This is a genomic window from Paraburkholderia monticola (assembly GCF_001580545.1).
Taxonomy (GTDB): domain Bacteria; phylum Pseudomonadota; class Gammaproteobacteria; order Burkholderiales; family Burkholderiaceae; genus Paraburkholderia; species Paraburkholderia monticola.
In genome coordinates this window covers 23,581-45,986 of the sequence record NZ_LRBG01000009.1, presented here as the reverse complement: position 1 = coordinate 45,986, position 22,406 = coordinate 23,581, and the positions used below count along the sequence as shown (strand labels likewise).

General features: G+C 64.3%; 23 protein-coding genes. 6 read left to right on the top strand and 17 right to left on the bottom strand.

The features are described 5' to 3' along the window. The first annotated feature begins 71 nt into the window (after positions 1–71). The 3 genes from CI15_RS12185 (at position 72) to CI15_RS12180 (ending at position 2,937) form a co-directional block, all read left to right on the top strand. A complete protein-coding gene (locus tag CI15_RS12185; protein ID WP_062128065.1) occupies positions 72–449 on the top strand; it encodes a BON domain-containing protein in 378 nt (125 codons plus the stop codon). A 654-nt stretch (positions 450–1,103) separates the two neighbouring features. After that, the gene (locus tag CI15_RS37270) at positions 1,104–1,244 is read left to right on the top strand and encodes a hypothetical protein (protein ID WP_162842047.1); all 141 of its coding nucleotides are present in this window, start codon (positions 1,104–1,106) and stop codon (positions 1,242–1,244) included. A gap of 46 nt (positions 1,245–1,290) precedes the next feature. After that, the gene (locus tag CI15_RS12180) at positions 1,291–2,937 is read left to right on the top strand and encodes an NRAMP family divalent metal transporter (protein ID WP_062128062.1); all 1,647 of its coding nucleotides are present in this window, start codon (positions 1,291–1,293) and stop codon (positions 2,935–2,937) included. Positions 2,938–3,043: 106 nt separating this feature from the next. On the opposite strand, the gene hpaC is transcribed toward CI15_RS12180, so the two are convergent. After that, entirely contained in the window at positions 3,044–3,580 is a 537-nt protein-coding gene (gene hpaC / locus CI15_RS12175) for a 4-hydroxyphenylacetate 3-monooxygenase, reductase component (RefSeq protein WP_062128061.1), read from the bottom strand. A gap of 174 nt (positions 3,581–3,754) precedes the next feature. Here hpaC and CI15_RS12170 point away from each other — a divergent pair, with 174 nt between their 5' ends. Next, positions 3,755–4,387 (top strand): response regulator transcription factor, encoded by a 633-nt coding sequence (locus tag CI15_RS12170; protein ID WP_062128309.1) that lies wholly within the window; start codon positions 3,755–3,757, stop codon positions 4,385–4,387. 28 nt (positions 4,388–4,415) lie between these two features. Here the strand turns inward: CI15_RS12170 and CI15_RS12165 are convergent, their stop codons facing one another. Genes CI15_RS12165 through CI15_RS12145 form a run of 5 tightly spaced genes read right to left on the bottom strand, consistent with a single transcriptional unit; the run spans position 4,416 to position 8,429 of the window. Further along, a complete protein-coding gene (locus tag CI15_RS12165; RefSeq protein ID WP_062128059.1) occupies positions 4,416–5,159 on the bottom strand; it encodes an SDR family NAD(P)-dependent oxidoreductase in 744 nt (247 codons plus the stop codon). A gap of 22 nt (positions 5,160–5,181) precedes the next feature. Continuing rightward, positions 5,182–6,327, bottom strand: coding sequence for an amidase (locus tag CI15_RS12160; RefSeq protein WP_062128057.1), 1,146 nt, complete (start codon positions 6,325–6,327; stop codon positions 5,182–5,184). Next, positions 6,324–6,842 carry a nuclear transport factor 2 family protein gene (locus CI15_RS12155; RefSeq protein ID WP_062128307.1) on the bottom strand — a complete coding sequence of 173 codons (519 nt, stop codon included), beginning with the start codon at positions 6,840–6,842 and terminating at the stop codon, positions 6,324–6,326. The genes CI15_RS12160 and CI15_RS12155 overlap by 4 nt, the downstream gene beginning before the upstream one ends. Positions 6,843–6,846: 4 nt before the next feature. After that, on the bottom strand, positions 6,847–7,224 hold the full coding sequence (locus tag CI15_RS12150) for a hypothetical protein (protein WP_062128056.1): 378 nt from the start codon (positions 7,222–7,224) through the stop codon (positions 6,847–6,849). A 35-nt stretch (positions 7,225–7,259) separates the two neighbouring features. Beyond that, the gene (locus CI15_RS12145) at positions 7,260–8,429 is read right to left on the bottom strand and encodes an acyl-CoA dehydrogenase family protein (RefSeq protein ID WP_062128054.1); all 1,170 of its coding nucleotides are present in this window, start codon (positions 8,427–8,429) and stop codon (positions 7,260–7,262) included. A gap of 216 nt (positions 8,430–8,645) precedes the next feature. Between CI15_RS12145 and CI15_RS12140 the strand changes: the two genes are divergently transcribed. After that, positions 8,646–10,121, top strand: coding sequence for a PAS domain-containing sensor histidine kinase (locus tag CI15_RS12140; RefSeq protein WP_062128052.1), 1,476 nt, complete (start codon positions 8,646–8,648; stop codon positions 10,119–10,121). A 13-nt stretch (positions 10,122–10,134) separates the two neighbouring features. Here the strand turns inward: CI15_RS12140 and CI15_RS12135 are convergent, their stop codons facing one another. Genes CI15_RS12135 through CI15_RS12125 form a run of 3 tightly spaced genes read right to left on the bottom strand, consistent with a single transcriptional unit; the run spans position 10,135 to position 12,299 of the window. Continuing rightward, positions 10,135–10,509, bottom strand: a complete 375-nt coding sequence (locus tag CI15_RS12135) for a tautomerase family protein (RefSeq protein ID WP_062128050.1) — start codon at positions 10,507–10,509, stop codon at positions 10,135–10,137. A 9-nt stretch (positions 10,510–10,518) separates the two neighbouring features. Beyond that, the gene (locus CI15_RS12130) at positions 10,519–11,019 is read right to left on the bottom strand and encodes an aromatic-ring-hydroxylating dioxygenase subunit beta (RefSeq protein ID WP_062128049.1); all 501 of its coding nucleotides are present in this window, start codon (positions 11,017–11,019) and stop codon (positions 10,519–10,521) included. Beyond that, complete coding sequence (locus CI15_RS12125; RefSeq protein WP_062128047.1) at positions 11,016–12,299, bottom strand: aromatic ring-hydroxylating oxygenase subunit alpha; 1,284 nt, start codon at positions 12,297–12,299, stop codon at positions 11,016–11,018. The genes CI15_RS12130 and CI15_RS12125 overlap by 4 nt, the downstream gene beginning before the upstream one ends. A 166-nt stretch (positions 12,300–12,465) precedes the next feature. Between CI15_RS12125 and CI15_RS12120 the strand changes: the two genes are divergently transcribed. Further along, on the top strand, positions 12,466–13,386 hold the full coding sequence (locus CI15_RS12120; protein WP_062128045.1) for a LysR family transcriptional regulator: 921 nt from the start codon (positions 12,466–12,468) through the stop codon (positions 13,384–13,386). Between the two features lie 15 nt (positions 13,387–13,401). On the opposite strand, the gene CI15_RS12115 is transcribed toward CI15_RS12120, so the two are convergent. The 8 genes from CI15_RS12115 to CI15_RS12080 form a co-directional block, all read right to left on the bottom strand. Next, positions 13,402–14,370: a PDR/VanB family oxidoreductase gene (locus CI15_RS12115; protein WP_062128043.1), complete on the bottom strand. Its 969-nt coding sequence runs from the start codon at positions 14,368–14,370 to the stop codon at positions 13,402–13,404. A gap of 70 nt (positions 14,371–14,440) precedes the next feature. Further along, positions 14,441–15,874 carry a spinster family MFS transporter gene (locus tag CI15_RS12110; protein WP_062128041.1) on the bottom strand — a complete coding sequence of 478 codons (1,434 nt, stop codon included), beginning with the start codon at positions 15,872–15,874 and terminating at the stop codon, positions 14,441–14,443. A 92-nt stretch (positions 15,875–15,966) separates the two neighbouring features. Continuing rightward, complete coding sequence (locus CI15_RS12105) at positions 15,967–17,274, bottom strand: MFS transporter (RefSeq protein ID WP_062128038.1); 1,308 nt, start codon at positions 17,272–17,274, stop codon at positions 15,967–15,969. 158 nt (positions 17,275–17,432) lie between these two features. Further along, positions 17,433–18,353, bottom strand: a complete 921-nt coding sequence (locus CI15_RS12100) for a LysR family transcriptional regulator (RefSeq protein ID WP_062128036.1) — start codon at positions 18,351–18,353, stop codon at positions 17,433–17,435. A 49-nt stretch (positions 18,354–18,402) separates the two neighbouring features. Beyond that, positions 18,403–19,107, bottom strand: coding sequence for an EthD family reductase (locus CI15_RS12095; protein WP_062128034.1), 705 nt, complete (start codon positions 19,105–19,107; stop codon positions 18,403–18,405). Positions 19,108–19,109: 2 nt separating this feature from the next. Next, positions 19,110–19,631 (bottom strand): flavin reductase, encoded by a 522-nt coding sequence (locus CI15_RS12090; protein ID WP_062128032.1) that lies wholly within the window; start codon positions 19,629–19,631, stop codon positions 19,110–19,112. A gap of 20 nt (positions 19,632–19,651) precedes the next feature. Beyond that, positions 19,652–20,869 carry an acyl-CoA dehydrogenase family protein gene (locus CI15_RS12085; RefSeq protein ID WP_062128305.1) on the bottom strand — a complete coding sequence of 406 codons (1,218 nt, stop codon included), beginning with the start codon at positions 20,867–20,869 and terminating at the stop codon, positions 19,652–19,654. A gap of 35 nt (positions 20,870–20,904) precedes the next feature. Beyond that, positions 20,905–22,257, bottom strand: coding sequence for an MFS transporter (locus CI15_RS12080; RefSeq protein WP_062128030.1), 1,353 nt, complete (start codon positions 22,255–22,257; stop codon positions 20,905–20,907). Positions 22,258–22,406 lie beyond the last annotated feature (149 nt).

The window sequence follows — 22,406 nt, the reverse complement described above, 5'->3', positions numbered from 1 at the left end:
GCGCCGCCTCTTCCCCGCTGGCATTACGCGGCTCGAACGGCAGTTCCTGACAAACCGGCAAAGGAGGAAGAATGAAATCAAACGGCGTGAGCAGAATCCTCGGCGTGATGTTCGCGGTGGCCATCGCGAGTTGCGCGACCTATGCGAACGCACAGACGGGCGGCATGCCGAACGACGCGTCGATGCAAAGCCAGCCGGCGCCCGCGGCTTCGAACCGTAACGCCACCCGCTCCGACAGCGCCATCGTTCGCGACGTCCGCCGCGCTTTCACTCGCACGACGAGCCTCAATTCGGCGAACATTCATGTCCAGGCGCGCCACGGCACCGTGACGCTGACCGGCACGGTGCCGCAGCAATCGCAAATCGGGCGAGCCGGCAACGCCGCAAGATCGGTTCGCGGAGTCAGAAGCGTACAGAACCGGCTGACCGTGCGACGGCGCGCCAGTTAGTGAGCATTGCGCAGCGGCATCGGTCGAATCGATCGATGCCGCCTGTGCGACCTCCCCCTTCCTATCGGCCTCGACCCGCGCGTCGTTCAGCGTGCGCAGCGTTGTGCGCCGCACACTATTTCTGCTCTGCTTAAGAAACGGGTTGACCTTCGTGGAAGGCGCCCCCTAGAATTCAAGAATCTTCACCAATGGGGCTTACGCCTTGGACACCTGCAGTAGCCGACTTTCGAACAGATTCGCTGCCTGACCGGCAGGACGTCCGCGCTCTCTTCATCAGCCGCCGTCTTGCCAGCAGGCAGACGGTGCGCGCCGCAGTCTCTCCCCGTGCACCTTAAGTAACGTCGTATCGCGAGCCTCGCGCCCGCGGTTGCGTTTGCGCGCGCGTTGGCAGTCAACGCAGTCAGCTCAACGCAATGCGCGCGAACGCCTGGATAAACACGTGCGTAGCGAACGTATCAAGCGCCGTATGTAGCACCCGCTACACACCGACAAGGAGCCGCCATGCCTGACAGTGACAGTTATCCCTTATGCCGCTTCCCCGTTCTAAAAACTGAGGAAAGCGAGTAGACCTCCACCGCCGCGCCCGGACATACGCGGCCTCCGTGTCTGCTGGCTTTCCCCCAGCGCGCCGAAACCGGCGCACGGAGATACCCCATGCAATTCGGCCTCCTTCTTTCGAAGTTCCCGCGCGTAGAGGAATCGCGCGCCTATTACGACGCCCTGCTCGTGCTGCACACCCGCGATCCGCATCCGTTCGTCGCCTTCTGGCGTCGTTTGATGTCACGCGCGGCGTAGCGTTTCGCGATCCGTCCATCGATAAATACAACCAGGAGAGAACCACATGTCTACTCCGACGAACATTTCCTCCGCGCGCAGCGCCGTGCTCGATTCGGCGCACGTCGGCGATATCAAGGGCGCGCTCGGCACGATCGCTCACCATGACACCGCGCCGCGCACGAGCTGGTGGGCGCGCCTGCGCACGCTGCTCGCGATCCTCGGCCCCGGTCTGATCGTGATGGTGGGCGACAACGACGCGGGCGCTTTCGGCACCTACACGCAGGCCGGCCAGAACTACGGCACCTCGTTGCTGTGGACCATGCTATTGCTGGTGCCGGTGCTGTTCGTCAATCAGGAGATGGTGCTGCGGCTCGGCGCGGTCACCGGTGTCGGTCACGCGCGGCTGATCTTCGAGCGTTTCGGCAAATTCTGGGGCGCCTTCAGCGTCGTCGATCTGTTCCTGCTGAACGCGCTGACGATCGTCACGGAATTCATCGGCATCACGTTCGTGCTCGATTTCTTCGGCGTCTCGAAGATCGCGGGCGTGTGCATCGCCGCGGCGCTGACGATGGCCGCTGTCAGCACCGGCGACTTCCGTCGCTTCGAACGCTTCGCGGTGGTGCTGTGCGTATTGAGCCTGCTGCTCGTGCCGGTGCTCGTGTCGATCCATCCGCCGGTCGGCCAGATGGCACGCGACTTTTTCATTCCGAACTGGCCCGCGCATTCGAAGCTGTCCGACGTGATGCTGCTCGTGATCGGCATCGTCGGCACGACGGTCGCACCGTGGCAGCTGTTCTTCCAGCAGAGCTACGTGGTCGACAAGCGCATCACGCCGCGCTTCATGAACTACGAAAAAGCCGACCTGTGGATCGGTATCGTGTTCGTGCTGATCGGCGCGGTCGCGATGATCTCGTTCAGCGCGGCGCTGTTCGACGGCCGGCCCGAGTTCGGCAACTTCACGGACGCGGGCGGCGTGATCGCCGGTCTGGAGCGATATGCAGGGCGCACCTCGGCGGTGCTGTTCGCGATCGCGCTGTTCGACGCCTGCGTGATCGGCGCGGCGGCCGTGTCGCTATCGACCGCCTATGCGATCGGCGACGTGTTCAAGATCCGCCATTCGCTGCACCGTAGCGTGTCGGATGCGAAGGGCTTCTACGTCGTGTACTTCGCGATCGTCGCGGCCGCCGCGGCGCTCGTGCTGATTCCGGGCAGCCCGCTCGGTCTCATCACCGAAGCGGTGCAAACGCTCGCCGGTGTATTGCTGCCGAGTGCGACCGTGTTCCTGCTGCTGCTGTGCAACGACCGTGCGGTGCTTGGTCCGTGGGCCAACTCGAAGAAGCTCAACCTGTTTACCGGCGCCGTGATCTGGGTGCTCGTGATGCTGTCGATCATCCTGACCGCGTCGGTGATCTATCCGGACATCGAGGGCGAGACGATTATCGAAGTGCTCGCAGGCGGCACGTTGCTCGCGGTCGTCGGCTATGTTGCGACGCTCGGCGTTCGCAGGCTGCGCGGCGAGTCCGCAGCCGAGCCGACCCCGGTCTATGCGAAGGACGCCCGCAATACGTGGCGCATGCCGCCGCTCGACGAATTGCCGCCGCCGCGCCTGACGCTCGCCAAGCGCGTCTGGATGGGCGCGCTGCGCGGCTATCTGCTGCTCGCGATCGCGCTCGTGATCGTCAAGGTCGTGCAGATGGCGTTGCTGAAGTAGTGCGAATGGTGAGGAGTTCCAGGAGGTCCCGGCAATGGTGAGGGTTTTCGGGAGCCGAGTCTGAAGCGATGCCGGCGCATAGGCTGAGCGGCATCGCCTGAAAAAATCATTGCCCCTTCCAGGCCCGCGGCACGCGGTGAAAATTCCGGTCGAAGTAGATCAGACTGTCGCCGTCGGCGCGCACGCGAATCTGCGTGGTCTCCACGAACATGACCGAGTGCGAGCCGACTTCCTTCGCTTCGACGATTCTCCCCTGCAAGCTCGCGAGCGCGCCGCGCAGCACCGGCACGTCGTTTTCACCCTGATCCCACACAGGCAGCCTGAAGCGATCTTCCATCGAAAGACTGGTCATGCCCGCAAAATGACGCGCGATACTTTCGAGGCTCGCGGGCAGCACGTTGATACACACATGGCGATTGCCGACGAACACCGCATGCATCGCGCTCGAGCGGTTCATGCAGATCAGCAGCGTCGGCGGCGAATCGGTGACCGAGCACACCGCGCTCGCCGTGATGCCACAGCGCCCGTGCGGACCCGCCGTGGTGATCACGTTGACCGCGGCACCGAGGTGCGCCATCGCCTGTCTGAACTGCTGGCGGTTTTCATCGACCTCGGCGAGGGCTTGTACTGGTTGGCTCGACATGTTGACGTCTCCTGTGTTCCGTAGCCAGTCCCGCAAGATGAACTGGTAGTGTTAGCGAGGCTTTGCGGCCGCTTGTCGGCCAGCTATGATGAAAGCCTTCTGACGATATTTCCCCGCGTGCCATCTCCGCGCACGCGTCTGTAAATTCCCATGCCGCGAAGCGACCGCCCGTCCATCACCGATGCCGCCCCCATCGTCTACATCGTCGATGACGACAACGGCATGCGCACGTCGCTCGCGTGGCTGCTCGAATCGGTCGGCATCCAGTCGCAGGGTTTCGTCAGCGCGGCGGATTTCCTGCGCGCTTTCGATCTCAACGTGCCCGGCTGTCTCGTGCTCGACGTCCGCATGCCGGAGGTGAGCGGCTTCGAGGTGCAGGAGGAACTGAACCGTCGCGGCGCCACCTTGCCGATCATTTTCGTGAGCGGCCACGGCGATATCCCGATGTCGGTGCGCGCGTTGCAGCACGGCGCGATCGATTTCGTCGAGAAGCCCTACAACTCGCAGCAGATGCTCGAACGCATCCAGCGCGCGATGAAACTCGCCTCCCAACGTCACGCGAAACACATGCGCCAACTCGAGCTGCGCGAGCGGATCAACTCGCTCACGGCGCGCGAGAAGGAAGTGCTGCACGGTCTGATCGAGGGTAAGCCGAGCAAGGTCATTGCCGCGGATCTGTCGATCAGCGTGAAAACCGTGGACGTGCATCGCGCGAGCATCAAGGAAAAGCTCGGCGCTTCGTCGATTCCGACGCTCGTGCGCGGCGTGCTCGAAGTCTGGAGCCCGTCGGACGAGCGGCCGGAATGACGCGGCCGCCGCGGCTCATGCGCACGCTTCAGCGCATGTAGAGGCCTCCGTTGACGTCCCAGCACGCGCCGTTGGCGAAGTAAGCATCGCCGGAAGCCAGCATCACCGCGACATCGGCCACATACGACGCGGCCCCGAGCTTGCCGACCGGGATCGCTTCGATCACTTTTGCCAGCTTGTCCGCCGGCACGCTCTCGTGAACGATCGGCAAATCGAGCGGCCCCGGCGAGATCGCGTTGACCGTCACGCCGCGCGCGGCCAGATCGCGCGCGAACACTTTGGTCAGCGTCAGCACGCCGCCCTTCGCGGCCGCATAGTGCGCGCCCGTGGCAGACCCGCCGTTCTGTCCCGCCAGCGACGCGATGTTGACGATGCGGCCCACGCCGCGCTGCGCGAAATACTGGCCGAAGACCTGGCAGCCGAACAGCACGCTGCGCAGATTCACGTTGATGACCTGGTCGAACTGCTCGGCGGTGATGTCCATCACAGGCACGACCTTCGAGGCGCCCGCATTGTTGACGAGCGCATCCACCGCGCCCCAGCGTTCGAGCAGCGCGTCGCGCGCGGCTTCGAAGTCCGCCTTGCGCGTGACGTCGAGCCGGATTGCGCAGGCGCTCGAACCGTCGTCGCTGAGTTCATGCGCGAGCGCTTGCGCGGGTTCGATCGCGATATCGGCGAGGCCGACCTTGTAGCCTGCCTCGTGAAAACGACGCGCGAGAACTGCGCCAAGTCCGCCGGCGGCGCCCGTCACGAGCGCGATTCTGTTCGACATAGTGCTGACTCCTTGTTTGCCTTCAGGCGAATTGCGCGAGGCGCGCTTCGATATGCGCGGCGAGAGCGCACACCGTTTCGTCGTCGTTCTTGCGGCCGATGATCTGCAGGCCGGCCTTCAGCGTCGAGTGTCCGATCGGCACGGGCAGGCTCAACGCCGGATGCCCGCTCAGGTTGAATGGCCGGATCAGCGACGACATGCCGATCACCGACGTGCCGGCACGAGCCGCTTCGAGCGTGATCGGCAGCGAGGGCATCGTCGGCAGCACGAGCACGTCCACACGGTCGAGCGCGCGGTCCACTTCGTCGGTGAACGCGCGCCGCACGCGTTCCGCTGCGTCGAGATCGGTGGTGCTCGTGGCTGCGGCCGCACGCAGGCGCGCTTCAATATCGGCGCCGAGCTTGCCGCTTCCCACCAGATGGCCGAATGCGCGCGAGGTCTCAGCGTTGATCACCGCGAGGCCGGCCGCGAATGCGTCCTTCAACGACACGAGTTCGATCGCTTGCGTGGCGAGGCCGGCCTGCTCGATGGCCGTAGCGACCGCTTTGGCGACATCTTCGTCAGCCTCGACACTGACCACGCCGACACGCAGTTGCGAAACGTCGCGACGCGCATCGTCCGCGCGGAACGACGGATCGATCGCCGTCATCACGCGAATCAGTGTGTCCATCTCGCGCGTGAAGGGTCCAACGCAGTCGAGCGTCGTGACCTGCGGCGCCACGCCGTGTCGCGACACGCGGCCGAAGGTCGGCTTCAGGCCAATCACGCCGCAGCAGGCGGCGGGGCCACGCACCGAGCCACCGGTGTCGGTACCGAGCGCGGCGTCCACGAGCTTCTGACCGACCGCCGACGCCGACCCGCTCGACGAACCACCCGGAATGCGCGCCGCATCCTGCGGGTTGAGCGGCGTGCCGCAAAAATCGTTGATGCCGGTCATGCCGAACGCGAGCTCGTGCATGTTCGTTTTGCCGGTGACGCGCCAGCCCGCGTCGAGCAGACGCTGCACGACCTCGGCATGCTCCGGGGCAGGCGGTGCGTCGGCCAGCGCGCGGCTTGCCGCCGTCGTCGCATAGCCTGCGATGTCGATGCTGTCTTTGATCGCGATCGTCGGCGCATCGACAGCACTGTCCGTTGCGCTCAAATTGAATGTCCGCAGAAATGCGCTCATGCCGAAACTCCCTGGGCCGGGTTGACTTGCCACGGTGCATCGAAAAGACGCTCGGTACGGAAATGGCGGATCAGCCATGTCGTGCCCGCATCGTGAGCGGCGGGCACGAAGTCGACTTCGAGGCGCGCCGCGATCAGTTCGGCTTTCGCATCCACATAACCCGAAGCCTGCAACATGATCCAGCGACCCTTCGCCGTGTCGCCGTTCACCTCGATGTGCTCCGCAGTGAGAAAGTGCACGTTGGTCGCGAAGTGCGGCGTAGGGGGCAGATAACGCTGCAGCATCGCGACGATCTGCGCGGGCCCTTCGAGACGTCCGAACTTGTTCGCGTACTGCGGTCCGATGCCTTCCCAGATCGCGTCTTCGGCGAACAGCGCGGCGAGCGCTTCGCCTTCGAGCGCGCGCACGGGCACGTCGCACAGCGCCATGTAGCGCGCGATCGTCTTGCGTACCGCGTTCTGTGCTTCGAGCGCGTTGACGCGTGCAAGCAGCGCGTCGAAAGCCGCGTCAGTCATCGCGTCACGCATGGTTGGCGACCGCGGGCGGCACCGTCAGCGCACGGCCCACGCGCGCTTCGATCTTGCCGTAGCGCCACAGGTTGTACTCACCGACCGGTGTCGTTCGATACAGATTGCACACGGCCACCGCGGTATCGAAGTCGGCGACGTCGGCCATGATGTAAAAGGTCCACGGTGCGCCATCGGCATTGCCGACGACGAGCCGATCGTCGTCCATCACGCCGAGCACGCGCACGTTTTCCATCGCTTCGACCGCGTTCAGCATCTTGCCGTACGCTTGCCACACTTCGCCGATCTGTTCGCGCGGCAAGTCGAAGAAGTTCTGCGTGACACCGCAGCAGAACAGCACACGCAAAGGCAGGTTTCGGTTGTCGCTCATGGGTACGTTCCTTGATTCGGTTGATTGATGAGTGCTCACAGGTAGCCGGGAATCGGCTGCACGCCGACGAATACGGCGCCGGCTCCGTCGTAATTGCCTTCGCCGAGGAAGGCGTGTTGCGTGACGACCATCGCATCGCGCACCAGACGTTGCAGCGGATGGTTGCGATAGATCGCCATCGTGCCGCCCAGGCGATACGCGCGGTTCACGACGTCGGCGCCCTGGTGCGCGATCTGCGTGGCCGACAGGCGCAGCAGGCTCACCTGATCGGGCGTCACGTCGTTGCCCGCGAGGATCGACTGCCAGACGCTGTCGGTCGCTTCGTAGAAGAACGCGCGCGCCGAACGCAGTTGCGCTTCGGCCTTCGCGAGTTCGATGCGGTAATACGCGCGGTCCGCGAGTTGCGGCGCGCCGGTCGTCGTCTTGCGGCCGCCGGACATCGTGTTGGCGACATCGAGTGCCGCGCGCGCGAGGCCGAGATTGACGACCGCGAGGACTTGCGCCGCGTAGGCGACGGTCGGGTAGCGATACAGCGGCTCATCGACGGTCGGCGTGCCGCCGCGCACGAAGGTCCAGTCTTCCGTGACGAACTGATCGGTGACGCGCAGATCGTGACTGCCGGTGCCTTGCATGCCAACCACGTTCCAGTTCTCGACGATCTCGACCTGCTCGGGTCTGAAGACCGCCGTGCGCGGTTTGCCCGGCGCTTCACCCGCCTTGCCGGTGCCGATACCGACGCCGAGCCAGTCCGCGCCCTTGCAGCCGCTCGCGAATTTCCACGTGCCATTGACGCGAAAACCATTCGCCTCGGGCGTCGCGTTCTGCACCGGGAAGAGACCGCCCGCGAAGACCTGGTCGGGACCGCTGGCGTAAATCTCGGCCTGGGTCGCGAGCGGCAGCGCCGCAAGGTACAGGTTGGCCGAGCCGAAGCTCGCGACCCACGCGGCGGAGCCGTCCACTGTCGCGATGCGTTCGATCAGCGCGAGAAATTCGCCGGGCGCGCGCGCATCGCCACCGAAGCGCTTCGGCGTGGCCGCGCGATAGATGCCCGCGCGCTTGAGCATGTCGATGACTTCGCGTGGCACATGCGACAGGCGTTCGAACTCTTCGCGCCTCTTCGCGATTTCGGCGATTGCGTCATCCAGTGCCTGTTCCGTGGATGGGGCAAGGTAGTCCTGCTTTTTAACCGCAGCGGCGAGCGACATGGACGTCTCCGTATCCTGTGATATTGATTGGTAAGTGGACGTGTACTGCTTGCACACGATGAAGCCAGTCTAGAAACGCCAATAAACAGGAACAATTGGGAAGAGATGACGCGGCTTAGGCAAATCTCCCCATGCGGGTAAGGATTTCTTTAGGGATGCGCCGCAAAACCGGTGGTATGGTTGACGCCGACGGCATTTCCGCACTGAACGACTCCCATGACCCCGCCCACCGAATCTGATTTCCGCGTGCTGCTCGATGCGCTCAACCACTGCGTGCTGCTGCATGACGCCGAGACGAAAGCGATCGTGTGGGCGAATCGCGCCGCCTGTGTCGCGCTCGGCTTCACGCTCGAAGAACTGCTGCCGCTGAAGGCGCACGACATGACGCGCAACGACGCGCGCTACCGGCGCGAAATCGCCGTCGATGCGATGGATCGCTCGGCCACCCAGGGACCGCAAGCGTATGAGTGGTGCTACCGGTCGCGCACCGGTGTCGACATGTTGTCCGAAGCGATTGCCACCTATGTGCCGCTGAGCGGACGGCCGGTCGTCATGGTGCAGTTTCGCGACATCAGCGAAGAAGAGGCGATGCGTCAGAAGCTGCGCAGCTACGAAACGCGTTTGCGCGAGTACATGCACGATCTCGACGAAGGCGTGGCGCTGATCACGCCGCGCGGCAAGGTCGCTTATCTGAGCGAGTCCGGCCGGCGCGTGCTCGGTGTCGCGCCCGATACGCCACTCGGCTCGGCGCTCGACTATTGCACGCGCGCGGACCGCGACCGCCTCGCGAGCCAGCTGCGCGACGCGCCCCGTCAGCATTCGACCGACGCGCAGCGCTACCGGATCAAGCGGCGCGACGGCGTCGAACGCTGGCTGCGCATTACGTGCCGGCGCGTCGACATCGACGGTGAACTGAACGGCGTGCTCGTGCACTTTCGCGACGTGAGCGAAGAAGTGTCGCTGGAAGAAACGCGCCGCACCGAAGCACGCATGCTCGAATACGCGGGACGCTATAACGCCATGGGAGAAATGGCGACCGCGATCGCGCACGAGTTGAGTCAACCGCTCGCGGCGGTGCGCAATTTCATCGAAGGCGCGATCCAGCGTTTGAACCAGCCGAATGCGGTCGAGAGCGCGGTATGGGGATTGCGCGCCGCGGACCGGCAAGCCGAGCACGCGGCGTTGATCATCAGGAGCGTGCGCGAATTCGTCGGCAAGCGCGAACCCGTCGCGATAGACGCGGACCTGCGCGACGTGCTCGCGGACGTCGCGTACTTCATCCAGCTGCGTGCGCGCGACGAAGGCGTGAGCGTGACCATCGAACAATCGCCGCAGCCATTGCCGATTCGTTGCGAGCGCGTGCTGATCGGTCAGGTGATTCTCAATCTGGCGTTCAACGCGGTCGAGGCGCTGACCGAAGCGAAACAGGCCAATCGCGTGGTCACGCTCGCCACGTCGCGAAACCACGACGTGGCCGAACTTCACGTGATCGACAACGGCCCGGGCGTGCCCGAGGACGTGCTCGAGCGCCTGTTCGACGGCTTTTCTTCGTCGAAAGCGGCCGGCAACGGCATCGGGCTGTCGCTGTGCAAGAACATCGTCTCGCGACACGATGGGCGCATCTGGGCGCAGCGCGCGGCAACGGGCGGCCTCGACTGCCGCTTTGCGTTGCCGCTGCTGTCGCAAGCCTGAGCGCATCGCGAAGCTAGCGGCCCAGCGCCCGCGCGGTCTTGCCGCCGATGCCGAAGTCCGTGTTGGGGATGTCCTTGATCATGACGCGCGTGGACGGCAGCGGCACGTCGAGGATCGCGGACATCGCGTCGGATAGCTGAGCAATCAACGCCACCTTCTGCGCGTCGGTGCGACCCGCAATCAGGATCGCAATGGCGACCGGCAACGCGGCAGGCGTGAGCTTGCCGCCAAGACCGGCGTTCGTTGCCCCCAGTTCGGACAACAGGACGCGCACGGACTCCGCGGGCGCACCGATCGCCTGCACGGTCGCCTCGGTCAGGCTCTCGATCAGCTGCGCCTTGCGTTCGTCCGCGTAGCCTTGCGGCAGATAGACTTCGAGTGTCGGCATGATGACCCGTCAGAGCAGGAAGCCGATCGCACTCAGCGCATCGGTGGAATCGATCAGGCGGATCACCTTCTCGACCAGACGCGGCTCGCCGCTCGCCATGCTGATCTTGTGCGTCAGATTGGCCGCGAAGATCGTCGACGTGCCGCGCTTGTACGCGATGATGATCTGCGACGACTTCACTTCGATCATGTCCGCGCTGTCACTCGCCAGCGTGAAGCGCGACACCGTGCGCACCGTGCGCGCCGCATCCGAGGCGGACGCCGAATAGCCGGACGTCATGCGTTGCACGCGCAGCTCGCGCATGTGCTGATCGTCGTACGCGTAGTTCAGCGTCGCCGCGAAATCGGTCGTGTTCGGATCGATCGGCACCACGTAGTGGCCCGCCGGGTCCCACAGGTCGAGCCATTCACGGTATTCGCGCCGATCGAGCAATTCGGCTTCGCGCCAGATGAACTCGATCGCGCGTGCAAAGGTCTGGTGGGAAAAGAGTGCGTTTCTGTCGTCCATCATGCCTGCTCCATCATTGCGCGCCATTGCTTGTAGGCTTCGCGCATGCCGGTTTCATCGGTTGAGTGTGCGGTTTTCTCGCCGTTCGCGGCGGTCGTTTCGCGATTCAAACCGCGATTGACGAGGATCGGTACGTCCGGACCCGCATGCGAGCCGCGCTGCACACGCTCCCATGCTTCGGCGTCGTCGGGACTGCCGAAGCCGAACGGGCCCTGGAAGTGCTCGTGAATGCGCAGGCGCACGCGGTTCGCTTCGTCGGGACCGCCGTCCATTGCGAGCGCGACGTGGCGGATTTCCGTTTCCTCGGCGGAAATCGGCCGCAGCACGCGGAAGAACGCCATCGACAGGGCGAGATTCGGGAACAGGTTCAGGTTGAAGCCGACGCCCATCAGCGAGCGCACGATGCGGCGCACTTCTTCCGGCGTGTGCTTTTGCGCGAGCTGCGCGGCGAGTTCGCTGAAGCGCTCGGGCAGCGGCGCGCCATCGTCCTTGTCCAGATCGACGATCTCGGGCATCAGCACGGCGAGGCTATGGCCGTTGCCGAGCGAGCGGCAGAACGCTTCGTCGCTCGTCATGAAGCTGGTGATCGCGGCGGCCGTTTCTTCGTCGATCGACTTCATCCACGATTTGTGCACGACCGGGAAGTGATACAGGTCCGTCGTATTTTCGAGCTGGATCTTCCAGTTGCCCTTGAACTTGAACTTGTGCTCGCCGTTGGCCTTGATCGGATAGCCCGCGCCCTGCTTCATGAACAGATCGATCCACGGCTTCGCGCCGCCGAGGAAGTCTTCCAGCGGTTCGATCGTTTCGTTGAAGCTCGCGAAGATCAGGCCTTGATAGACGCCCACACGCAGCTTCTTCAGCGGCAGATCGCCCTTCTCGCAGACGCCTTCGTAGCCGTCGCCATACGGCAGCGCGCGCAGCGTGCCGTCGAGCGCATAGGACCAGCTGTGATACGGGCACGTAAAGCCCTTCGCATTGCCCTTATGCTCCTCGCACACGGTCGCGCCGCGATGACGGCAGCGGTTTTGCAGCACGTTGACCGCGCCGCTCTTGTCGCGCACGACGATGACCGGCTGACGGCCGATCGTCGTCGTGATGAAATCGCCGGGCTTCGGCAACTCGCTGTCATGCGCGACCCAGATCCACGTCTTGTAGAAAATGCGTTCGAGTTCGACTTCGAACAGCTCCGGATCGTAGTAGAGGGAAGGCGCGATGCGATCGGGCTCGGCACGCTTGGCTAAAGCGCTGATGTCGATGGTTTGATAGGTCGGCGTACTCATCGTAGGCGGGGGAAAGTTGCGGGTTTGGAATGAAGACGCACTTCGACGCGACAAGCCGCGTGCAACACATCAGCGCATCCTCTCGTTGACATCAGTCTCGCTTTGCGACGATCATGCGTCAAATCGATTAAAAACAGGTTGCCGGATAAATCCGGCTGATATCACCATGACTTCCATCGACCACGTCGATCTCAATCTGCTGAGGGTGTTCCAGGCGATCGTCGAAGAGCGCAGCCTGACGAAAGCGGGCGAACGCCTCGCGCTGTCGCAGCCCGCGGTCAGCTACTCGCTCGGCCGTCTGCGCACGATGTTCGACGACCCGCTGTTCATCCGCACGCGCGCGGGCATGCAGCCGACGCCCGTCGCGCTCGAACTCGCGGAGATCGTCGGTCACGCGCTCGATACCGTGCGTCAGGCGCTGCGTTACGCGGAACGTTTCGATCCGGCCACGAGCACGCGCACGTTTCGTTTGTCGCTCTCGGATGCGGGAGAAATGGCGTATCTGCCCTCGTTGTGCGCGGCGTTGCAGAAGGCCGCGCCGCGCGTGAAGCTCGTCGTCGAGCCATTGCCGGTGGAAGAGATCGAAGAGGCGCTGCGCTCGAGCCGGCTCGACTTCGCGATCGGCAATCTGCCGTCGCTGCTGCCGCGCACGCGGCATAGCCTGCTGTTCGAGGAATCGTATGTGTGCATGACGCGCAAGCGCCGTGACCTGCCGAGCGGAGACACGCTGAAGCTCGAACGGTTTCTGGCCGCCTCGCACATCCAGGTGCGCTCGCTCGAACACAGCCACCATGCGCTCGACGACGCGCTGCGCGCGCAAGGCGTCGGCCGCAATATCGCGTTCGCGTTGCCGCACTTCGTCGCGGTGCCTGGGGTGCTCGCCGTGACGGATCTGTTCGCGACGCTGCCCGAGAGACTCGCGCATATCCTCAATCGCGGCGACGCGTTCCGGATCTACGCGTTGCCCGTGCCGTTGCCGAAAGCGGCCGTGACGATGCACTGGCACGAGCACTTCCATGAAGACGAAGGCATCGCGTGGATGCGCGGCCTCATCGCCGAGATCCTCGCGAGCTTCGAGAAGATGTGATTGCGCGCGGGTGAATCAGAGGTCGAGCACGAGCACCGGCGTGCGCGAGCGCGACACGCAGCAGCAGATCACGCTATTGCTCGCACGCTCGGCCTTGCTCAGGCAGTGATCGCGATGCTCGGGCTCGCCGCTGACCACATCGACCATGCAGGTGCCGCACACGCCTTCGCCGCACGAGGTGTCCACTTCGATGCCGATCGACGCGAGCGCCGCGACGATCGACGTGTTCGCGTCGACCCGCACCGTCTGACCGCTGCTCGCGAGCTGCACGTCGAAGCTGTCGAGCGACGCGTCGGCCGCGGGCGCCGGCTCCGCCTTGAATCGTTCGAGATGAATCGCCTCCGCGGGCAAGCGCTCCTGTGCGCTAGCGACGACGAGATCCATGAACGGCGCGGGGCCGCACGTGTAGACATGCGCACTCGCGCCTGCATCGAGGAGGCAAGCATCGAGCGCGGGCTTCAACTGGTCGGGCTGCACGCCGAAATGCAGCTTCACATGCTGCGCGAACGGCTCGCGTGTGAGCAGCGTCATGAACGCCGCGTGCGCTTCGCTGCGGGCGAAATAGTGCAGCGTGAAGCGCGCCTGCCGCGCGGCGAGCCGATAAGCCATCGACAGCAATGGCGTGATGCCGATGCCCGCGCCGATCAGGATGTGCTCGCTCGCGCCCTCTTCGAGGCGAAACAGATTGCGCGGCGCGCCGACCGACAGCTCGGTGCCGACGCTCACCTCTTCATGAAGCGAACGCGAGCCGCCGCGTGATTGCTCTTCCTTCTTGACCGCGAAAATCTGCGAGTCGAGGCACTCCGGGTCGCCGCACAACGAATATTGCCGCGTGATGCCCGAAGGACTCGTCACGTCGATATGGGCGCCGGGTTCGTAACGCTCGAACGGCAGCCCATCGAGCCGCGAGATGCTGAACGAGCGGACGCCATGTGCTTCCTCGCACAACGCGTCGACGCGGACTTTCAGGGTTGAAGCTTGCATGATTGCCTTCCGATATGCTCCTGGGACGATATGCCGAGATTAGCGCCGCCCGTCGAATAAGCAAAATAGATTAAAAAGCCTCTCTCGCATCAACTGCATTGATATTACCGGCGAGCGGCGTTGCGGCTTCCGCCGTTGCTTGCGTCTGCCCGTTCATGCGCGCCTGCAACGCCTCGCGGTCGAGGCTCACGCGATAGTGCCTGCAGCCGATGAATAGCAGCGCCACCGTCAGCGCGGTCGCAACCGCGTTGACGGTGGTCATCGAATGGCCGACGGCGAGCGGCGAGCCGAATACCTTATCCGTGATCAGCGCGACCAAGGTCGTGCCCAAGCCCAGCCCGATCAGGTTCGACACGAGCAGAAACATCGCGGAAATCTGCGCGCGCATCTGATTCGGCGCGAGCGACTGCATCGCGGCTGCCGACGTCGCAAGCGGGAACGACGCGAAAAACATCGCAACGACGAACCACGCAAGAGACGAACCGAGGCTTGTGCTCTGCGCAAACGCGACCGCCGGCACGAACATGCATGCCGCTCCAATGCTCGCGGCACGCAACGGCGCATCGGCATGGCCGCGATGCAGCAGCCAGTCGCTCAGCCAGCCGCCGCCGAAGACTCCCGCCGTATTGGAGACGAGCAGCACCGCACCGAGCGTGTAACCGGCCTCGACCGGCGACAGTCCGAAGTGACGCATATAGAACGCGGGACTCCAGCTCATCAGGCAATAGAGCGTCATCGCGTAAAACGAGAATCCGACGTAGTGGCAGAAGAACGTCTTGCGATGCGCGCCGATGAAGCGCAGCGAGTCCGCCATCGACACCCGTTTGACGTGGCCGCTGCGATCCTGCGCGAGCCCCTTGCGCGCGGGGTCGCGTACCGTCAGCCGGAAAAGCAGTGCGATCAGCAGGCCGGGCAAGCCGACGATCAGAAACGTGATCTGCCACGCGCGCACGTCGCCAATGACGGGCACCGTGAATACGCTCGCATGCTTGAGCAAGGCGATCACATAACCGCCCAGCAGAAACGCCACACCACCGCCAATGAACGAGCCGAGCGAATAGACGCCCACTGCGCGGCCCAGTCGCGATTTCGGAAAGAGGTCGGCGAGCATCGAATAGGTTCCGGGCGACAGCGCCGCTTCGCCGACGCCGACGCTCATCCGCGCAAAGAACATCTGCACGAAATTCTGGCTGATTCCGCACGCGGCCGTCGCGACGCTCCACAACGCGATGCCGCCGGCGATGATGCGCGGCCGCGGGAAGCGGTCTGCCAGATACGCGAGCGGCATGCCCATCACCGCATAAAACAGCGAAAAAGCGAAGCCTTGCAGCAGGCTGAACTGCGTATCGGTCAAATGCAGATCGCGCTTGATCGGTTCGATCATCAGCGCTATCACCTGTCGATCGACAAACGAAAAAATGTAAGCGAGCATGCAGATGACGACCACATACCATTCATAGGTATAGCGCTTACTTTGTGGTGGGATTGGGCTCGGCGCGCTCATCGCGTGTCTCCGGTAAGGGCGTGGAAAAGCATTCGCGCAAGCGGACGCTTCGCGAATGCTTTTGGGTATGGCGGGGAGAAAACGCGTTGCAGTTACCGCTGACGCGTTTCGTGCGTGAACTTCAGCGTGACGACCGTGATGAGACCGAGCACGATCAGGAACACGGCCACCGGCCAGTAGGCCTGATAGTGCGCGAGCAGCGCGGTGGCGATCAGCGGCGACAGGCCGCCCGCGAAGATCGACGCGACTTCGTGGCCGAGCGCCACGCCGGAATAACGGACCTCGGTGCTGAACAGTTCGCCCACGAGCGCGGGCAGCGTACCGATCATCGCGCCGTGGCACACAGCCGTGCCGAGCACCAGCGCGAGCCAGATCAGCGGCGTGGACTGCGTGTTGAGCAGCCAGAAGAACGGAAACGCCATCACCACCAGCGACACCGCGCCGATCATATACACCGGCTTGCGCCCGATGCGGTCCGACAGCCTGCCCCACGCGAGCATCGCGCCCATTTCGACGACCATCGCGAGCATCACGCCCGTCAGCATCACCGAATTCGAAATGCCGACGAACTTGCCGTAGACGAGCGAGAACGCGAGAAAGATATAGGCGCCGCCGTTTTCCGCGACCCGCAGACCCATCGCCATGAGGATCTCTTTCGGATGACGTTTGATCGCTTCGAGCACCGGCATATGCGCGGTCTTGCCGGCTTTCTCCGCATTCTCGAAGTCGCGGCTCTCCGGCAGGTTGTGGCGAATGTATACACCGAGCGCGAAGATCAGAATGCTCGCGAGAAACGGCAGACGCCATCCCCATGAAATGAACTGATCGTGCGGCAGCGCCTGCACCGCGAGAAACGCGCCCGCCGACATCACGAAGCCGCCGCCCACGCCGAGCTGACTCCACGCCGCGAAATAGCCACGTTTTTCGGGCGGAGCGTTCTCGCTGATCATCAGCACGCCGCCGCCCCATTCGCCACCTGACGCGATGCCTTGCAGCAAGCGCAATCCGGCGAGCGCCGCGGGGGCGGCGAGACCGACATGCTCATAGGTCGGCAACAGGCCGATGCCGAACGTCGCGAAACCCATGATGAGCAGCGTCCAGACGAGCGACGCGCGGCGTCCGTACCGATCGCCGATATGACCGAACACGATGCCGCCAATCGGACGCGCGACGAAGCCGATCGCAAACGCGGCAAACGCGCCGATCGTGCCGATCAGCGGGTCCGCGTGCGCGGGAAAGAACAGTTGGCCGAGCACGAGCGCGGCCGCGGTGCCGTACACGAAAAAGTCGTACCACTCCATCGCGTTGCCGGCCACCGACGCAATGACGATTTTCCTGAGTGCGCGATCCGACTCTGCCGTGGCGCGCCCGGCCGTGATCGGGGATTGAACGGAAGCCATGTCTGCTCGCCTCTGAATTGGGGGGACTGCGGCCTTTCAAAAAGGCTTCGCACCATACGCAGTGTCGAGGCGGCAGATAGCGGCGTCAAATTAGCCGAAAAGCAGGGCGGGTATCAGTGCAGCTAATATGCCCGCCGTGCGCGGGTGTGCGCGGGCGCTCAGCGCACCGGTTGATGAAACATCGTATGGATGGTCTCGCGCAGCCACGTAATGCCGGGGTCCGCCGCGAACTGCGTGTGCGAATGCACCTGGATTTCGATCGGCGGCAATGAAAACGGCAGCGGCAGAATGCGGAATGCCTTGCCGCGGTTGAAGCGTTTCGCGATGCTTTTCGGAAAGATCACGGCGAGATCGGTATTCATCACGATCTCGGGCGCGACGACGAAATGCGGCAGCCGCAGCACGACCTCGCGCTTCAGGTTCAGCTCGTCGAGCCATTGCTCGACCATCCGATGCCCGGTCGCATTCGTGCTCGCATAGACGTAGCGCAGCGCGGTCAGATCTTCGCGACTCGGCTTGGTCTTGCGCAGCGGATGACCCGCGCGCACCACGCACACGTGCTCGTCGACGAACAGCGTCTGACTCACGCAGCCCGCGTCGAGACCCGGCACATAGCCGAGCGCGAGATCGATTTCACCGGCGCGCATCGCCGCGCTGACCGACTCGACCGGCACGTTGGCGACCTCGATGCGGATACCGCGCGCCTCGCGATCGAGCAGCGCGACGAGCGGCGGCAGAAAGTAGAACTCCGACATATCCGACATCGACACGCGAAACACGCGCCGCGCGCTCGACGGCTCGAACTTCGCCAGTTGCTGCACGGCTTCGTTGATGATCGCGAACGCTTGCGCGAGCGGCGGATAGAGGCGGAACGCGGCATCGGTGGGCACCATGCCGTTGGGGGTGCGCGAGAACAGCGGGTCTTCGAACAGCGTGCGCAGACGGCGCAGCGCATGACTGACCGCCGGTTGCGTGAGACCGAGCCGATCGCCGGCCGCCGTCAGACTTCGCAGGTCCCAGATCGCGAGGAACACGCGCAGAAGATTCAGATCGGCGATGCCGAGATTCAGCTTGTTCATGCGCGGCTCTCGCAAACGAAGGCATGTCGCTGGACCCGCGACGCGCCGGTCAATATGCCGCGAGGTTACCGTAGATGCTGCGCATTGCAAAATGCGGTGTCGCCCCGCTGTACGGCGGTAGCGCGTGAAAGTCGCGGCGCATCGCGTCGCGCACCGGCGAGGCGAGCGCATCGGTGAGCGCGCTCGCATCGTCGAACACGACCTTGTTGCGTTGCATCGCGCTCGCGTGCGCGAACGGCAAGCCGCTGCGGCTGTCGATGCGCGTGTAGATCTCCAGCTCGCGCAGCGCGGGCAATTGCAGCATCAACGGCGGATGATGCGCGAGATAGTGCGTGAGCCATGCGTTGAAGTCTTGCGCGACGCCTTCGTAGGCGACCAGGTAAGTGCAGCGTGGCGCGTTCTCGTGCGCCGACGTGGCGTGCGGTGGCGTATAGGTGCGCACGGCCATCACCTGCTGCGTCAACGCGCGTGGGCTGATTGCCGCCTCGCGGTTCGCTGCGTGCAACGCTTGCATTATCGAGCCGTCCGGTTCGAGCGCGGCTTCGAGCGGCGCAAGGCCGTCGAAGTACCACTGCAGGACGCAGGACGGCGCATCCGCCGTCGCGATATGCGCGTCGACCTGTCCCGCGATCGGCTCGTGCACGATCAGCTTGCGCAACCCCGCGACTTGCGTGGCGGCCCCCCGCAACGCGGGCGTGTCCGTCAACAGCCGCCGCGCGTCGCTCGTGCCGGTCAGAAAGAGGCAGACCTGCATCGTCACGCTGCCTCGCAAGCAACGACACCGGCACGTGCGAGCCGGTGGAACTGCCTGCCGAAATAGACGAGACCATCGCCATCAGCGCGCGTGGCGATCCGCTCGATGTGCACGAACATCACCGAGTGCGAGCCGACCGTCTTGCTGTCGACGATCTGCCCTTCGAGACTCGCGAGTGCCTCGCCCAGCACAGGAACGCCGAGCGCGCCGGGCTGCCATGCGCACTGATCGAAACGCGCGTCCATCGAGCACCTCGTCATGCCCGCGAACACGCGCGCCAGTTCCTGGCAGTGCGCGCCGAGGATGTTGATGCAGACGTGCGCATTCTCCCGCAGTACGTCATGCACATAGCTCGATTGATTGATGCACACCAGCATGGTCGGCGGCGTATCGGTCACCGAACAGACCGCGCTCGCCGTGATGCCGCAGCGTCCGCGCGGTCCATCGGTCGTGATGATGTTGACGGCCGCGCCGAGGCAAGCCATCGCGTTGCGGAAGTGCGTGCGGGTTTCGTCGTGCGTCATGACAGTCGTTCCTTGGTCGCTCAGGGATAGGGCGTGACCGGCGCAATGCCGACGAATAGCGCGCCCGATGCGTCATACGTGCCCTCGCCGAGAAACGCGTGCTGCGTAACGACGATCGAATCGCGCACCATCCGCTGCATGCGGCTCTCGCGATAGATCGCGCCAATGCCGGCCATCTTGTACGCCTGCATGACCACCTCAGCGCAGGTGTGCGCGGCATGCGTGGCGGAGAGCCGCAGCAGATTGGCTTCGCTCGGCGATACCGGGTCGCCCGCCATGACCGTGCGCCACGAGGTTTCCGCCGACTCGAAGAAGAACGCGCGCGCGCTGCGCAGATTCGCTTCGGCCTGCGCAAGACCCGAGCGATAGTACGCGCGGTCGGCAAGACGCGGCGCGCCGGTCGTCGTTTTGGTGACGCCCGACATGCCGGCCAGCAGGTCGAGCGCCGCGCGTGCGAGCCCGAGGTTGACCGCCGCATGCACCTGCGCCTGGTACGCGACAGCGGGGTAGCGATAGAGCGGCTCGTCGATCAGCGGCACGCCGCCGCGCACGAAGGTCCATTGCTCGTCGACGAACCTGTTTTTCAGGCGCAGATCGTGGCTACCGGTGCCCTGCATGCCGACCACGTTCCAGTTGTCGACGATCTCCACTTCGCTCGCGGGAAACACGGCCGTAAACGGCTTGCCCGCATTCGCGTCTCCGACCTTGCCCGGTGCGCCGCCGATGCCGACGCCGATCCAGTCCGCGCCCTTGCAGCCACTCGCAAAACGCCATTGACCCGACACGAGGTAGCCGCCCGGCGCGCGCTCGGCGGGTTGCAGCGGATATAGGCCGCCCGCGAACACCTGGTCGGGACCGGACGCGTAAATGCGAGCCTGGGTCTCGACCGGCAGCGACGCGAGGTAGGTGTTCGCTGAGCCGAAGGCCGCGACCCATGCGGTCGAGCCATCGGCAATTGCGATGCGTTCGAGCATCGCCAGAAACTGCGGCGGCGGCAGCGCGTCGCCGCCGAAGCGTTTCGGCGTGCTAGCGCGGAAGATCCCCGCGCGCTTCATCTTCGCGATCATGTCGCGCGGGACGTGTGAAACCGCGTCGAACTCGTCGCGCCGACGCTCGACTTCGACGATGAGTTGATCCAACGACAACGGGCCCGTGTATTCGGGGTAGTCGTCCTGCGTATCGATGATGCGTGCGTCGGCGGTGCAAGCGCGGGCGCTGGCGGTATGAACGGCGTGCATGCGCGTTACCTCTTGATCCAGTGATGTGAACGATGTCATTCGGCTTCCTGATGCGCTTTGATGCGCATCGCCTTCGGATAGGTCTCCCGGGCGAGCAGCGTGGCGATCACGGTGATCAGGCCGAGCACGCCGAGATACAGAGCGACCGGCGTCGCGCTGCGATAGTGAGCGAGCAGCGCCGTGGCGATCATCGGCGACAGGCCGCCGCCGAGCACCGAGGAGATTTCGCGGCCGATGCCGAGCCCCGAGAAGCGCAGATGCACCGGCAACAGTTCGCTGATGAACGCGGGCTGCGCACCTTCGAGGATGCCGAGCGTGACGCTGTTCGCGAGCACGAGGGCCGTGATCACTTTCCAGTATTCGCCGGAGCCGAGCAGCGCGAAGTACGGCCACGCGACGAGCACCATCGCGATCGCGCCGGCGAGATAGACCGGCTTGCGTCCGACCTTGTCGGTCAGGTAGCCGAAGAACAGCGAGAACGGAATCATCAGCAGCATCGACAGCGTGAGTCCGCCGAGAATCCAGCTCGATTTGATGCCGAGGAACTGGCCGTACGCGATCGAGAACGCGAAGAAGATGTACGACGCACCGCCTTCGCCGAAGCGCAGACCGAAGATCGTCAGCACTTCGCGCGGACATTGACGTAGCACTTCGATCACCGGCATGCGGCTCTCGCGACGCTTTGCCTTCGCTCGAGCGAACGCGGCGCTTTCGCCCACCGAGCGGCGCATCCAGAGGCCGAGCGCGACGAGCGCGGCGCTGCAAAGGAACGGAATGCGCCAGCCCCAGCTGAGAAAATCGGCCGTTGCCAGGTTCTGCACGAGCAGGAACGCGCCGGTCGACAGCACGAAGCCGAATGCGGCACCGCATGGACTCCATGCAGCCAGCGCACCGCGCTTCGATTGCGGCGCATTCTCGTGAATCAGCAGGATGCTGCCGCTCCATTCGCCACCGGCGGCGAGCCCCTGCACGATGCGCAGACACACGAGCAACACCGGCGCGGCGAGGCCAATCTGTTGATACGTCGGCAGCACGCCCATCAACATGGTGGCGGAACCCATCCCGAACAGCGTCAGCATCGTCACGAGCTTGCGCCCGTAGCGGTCGCCGAGATGCCCGCACAACACGCCGCCGATCGGCCGCGCGATGAAGCCGACCGTGAAGCCGCCAAATGCCGCGATCGTGCCGGTGAGCGGATCGCTGCCGACCGGAAAGAACAGCTTGCCGAAGACGAGCGCCGCGGCCGTTCCATACAGGAAGAAGTCATACCATTCGAGGACTTGACCGAGCACGGCGGTCGTGACCGCGCGTCGTACGCCGCTCGTCGCGGCGGATCGGTGTGAGGCGAGCGAGGCGCCCAGATCGGGATTCACGGCGTCAGAGTTCATGGCTCAGGGAGAACGAAGATTGAGGTTCCCGCATCACGATGGCGCTGCGCAGCGGGGCGAATCACATCCGGACGACATGGCTGCACGATATGAGCGGCGCTAGACGCGGTCAAATTCGAGCCAAAAATGGTCGATATGAATCGCGTGCA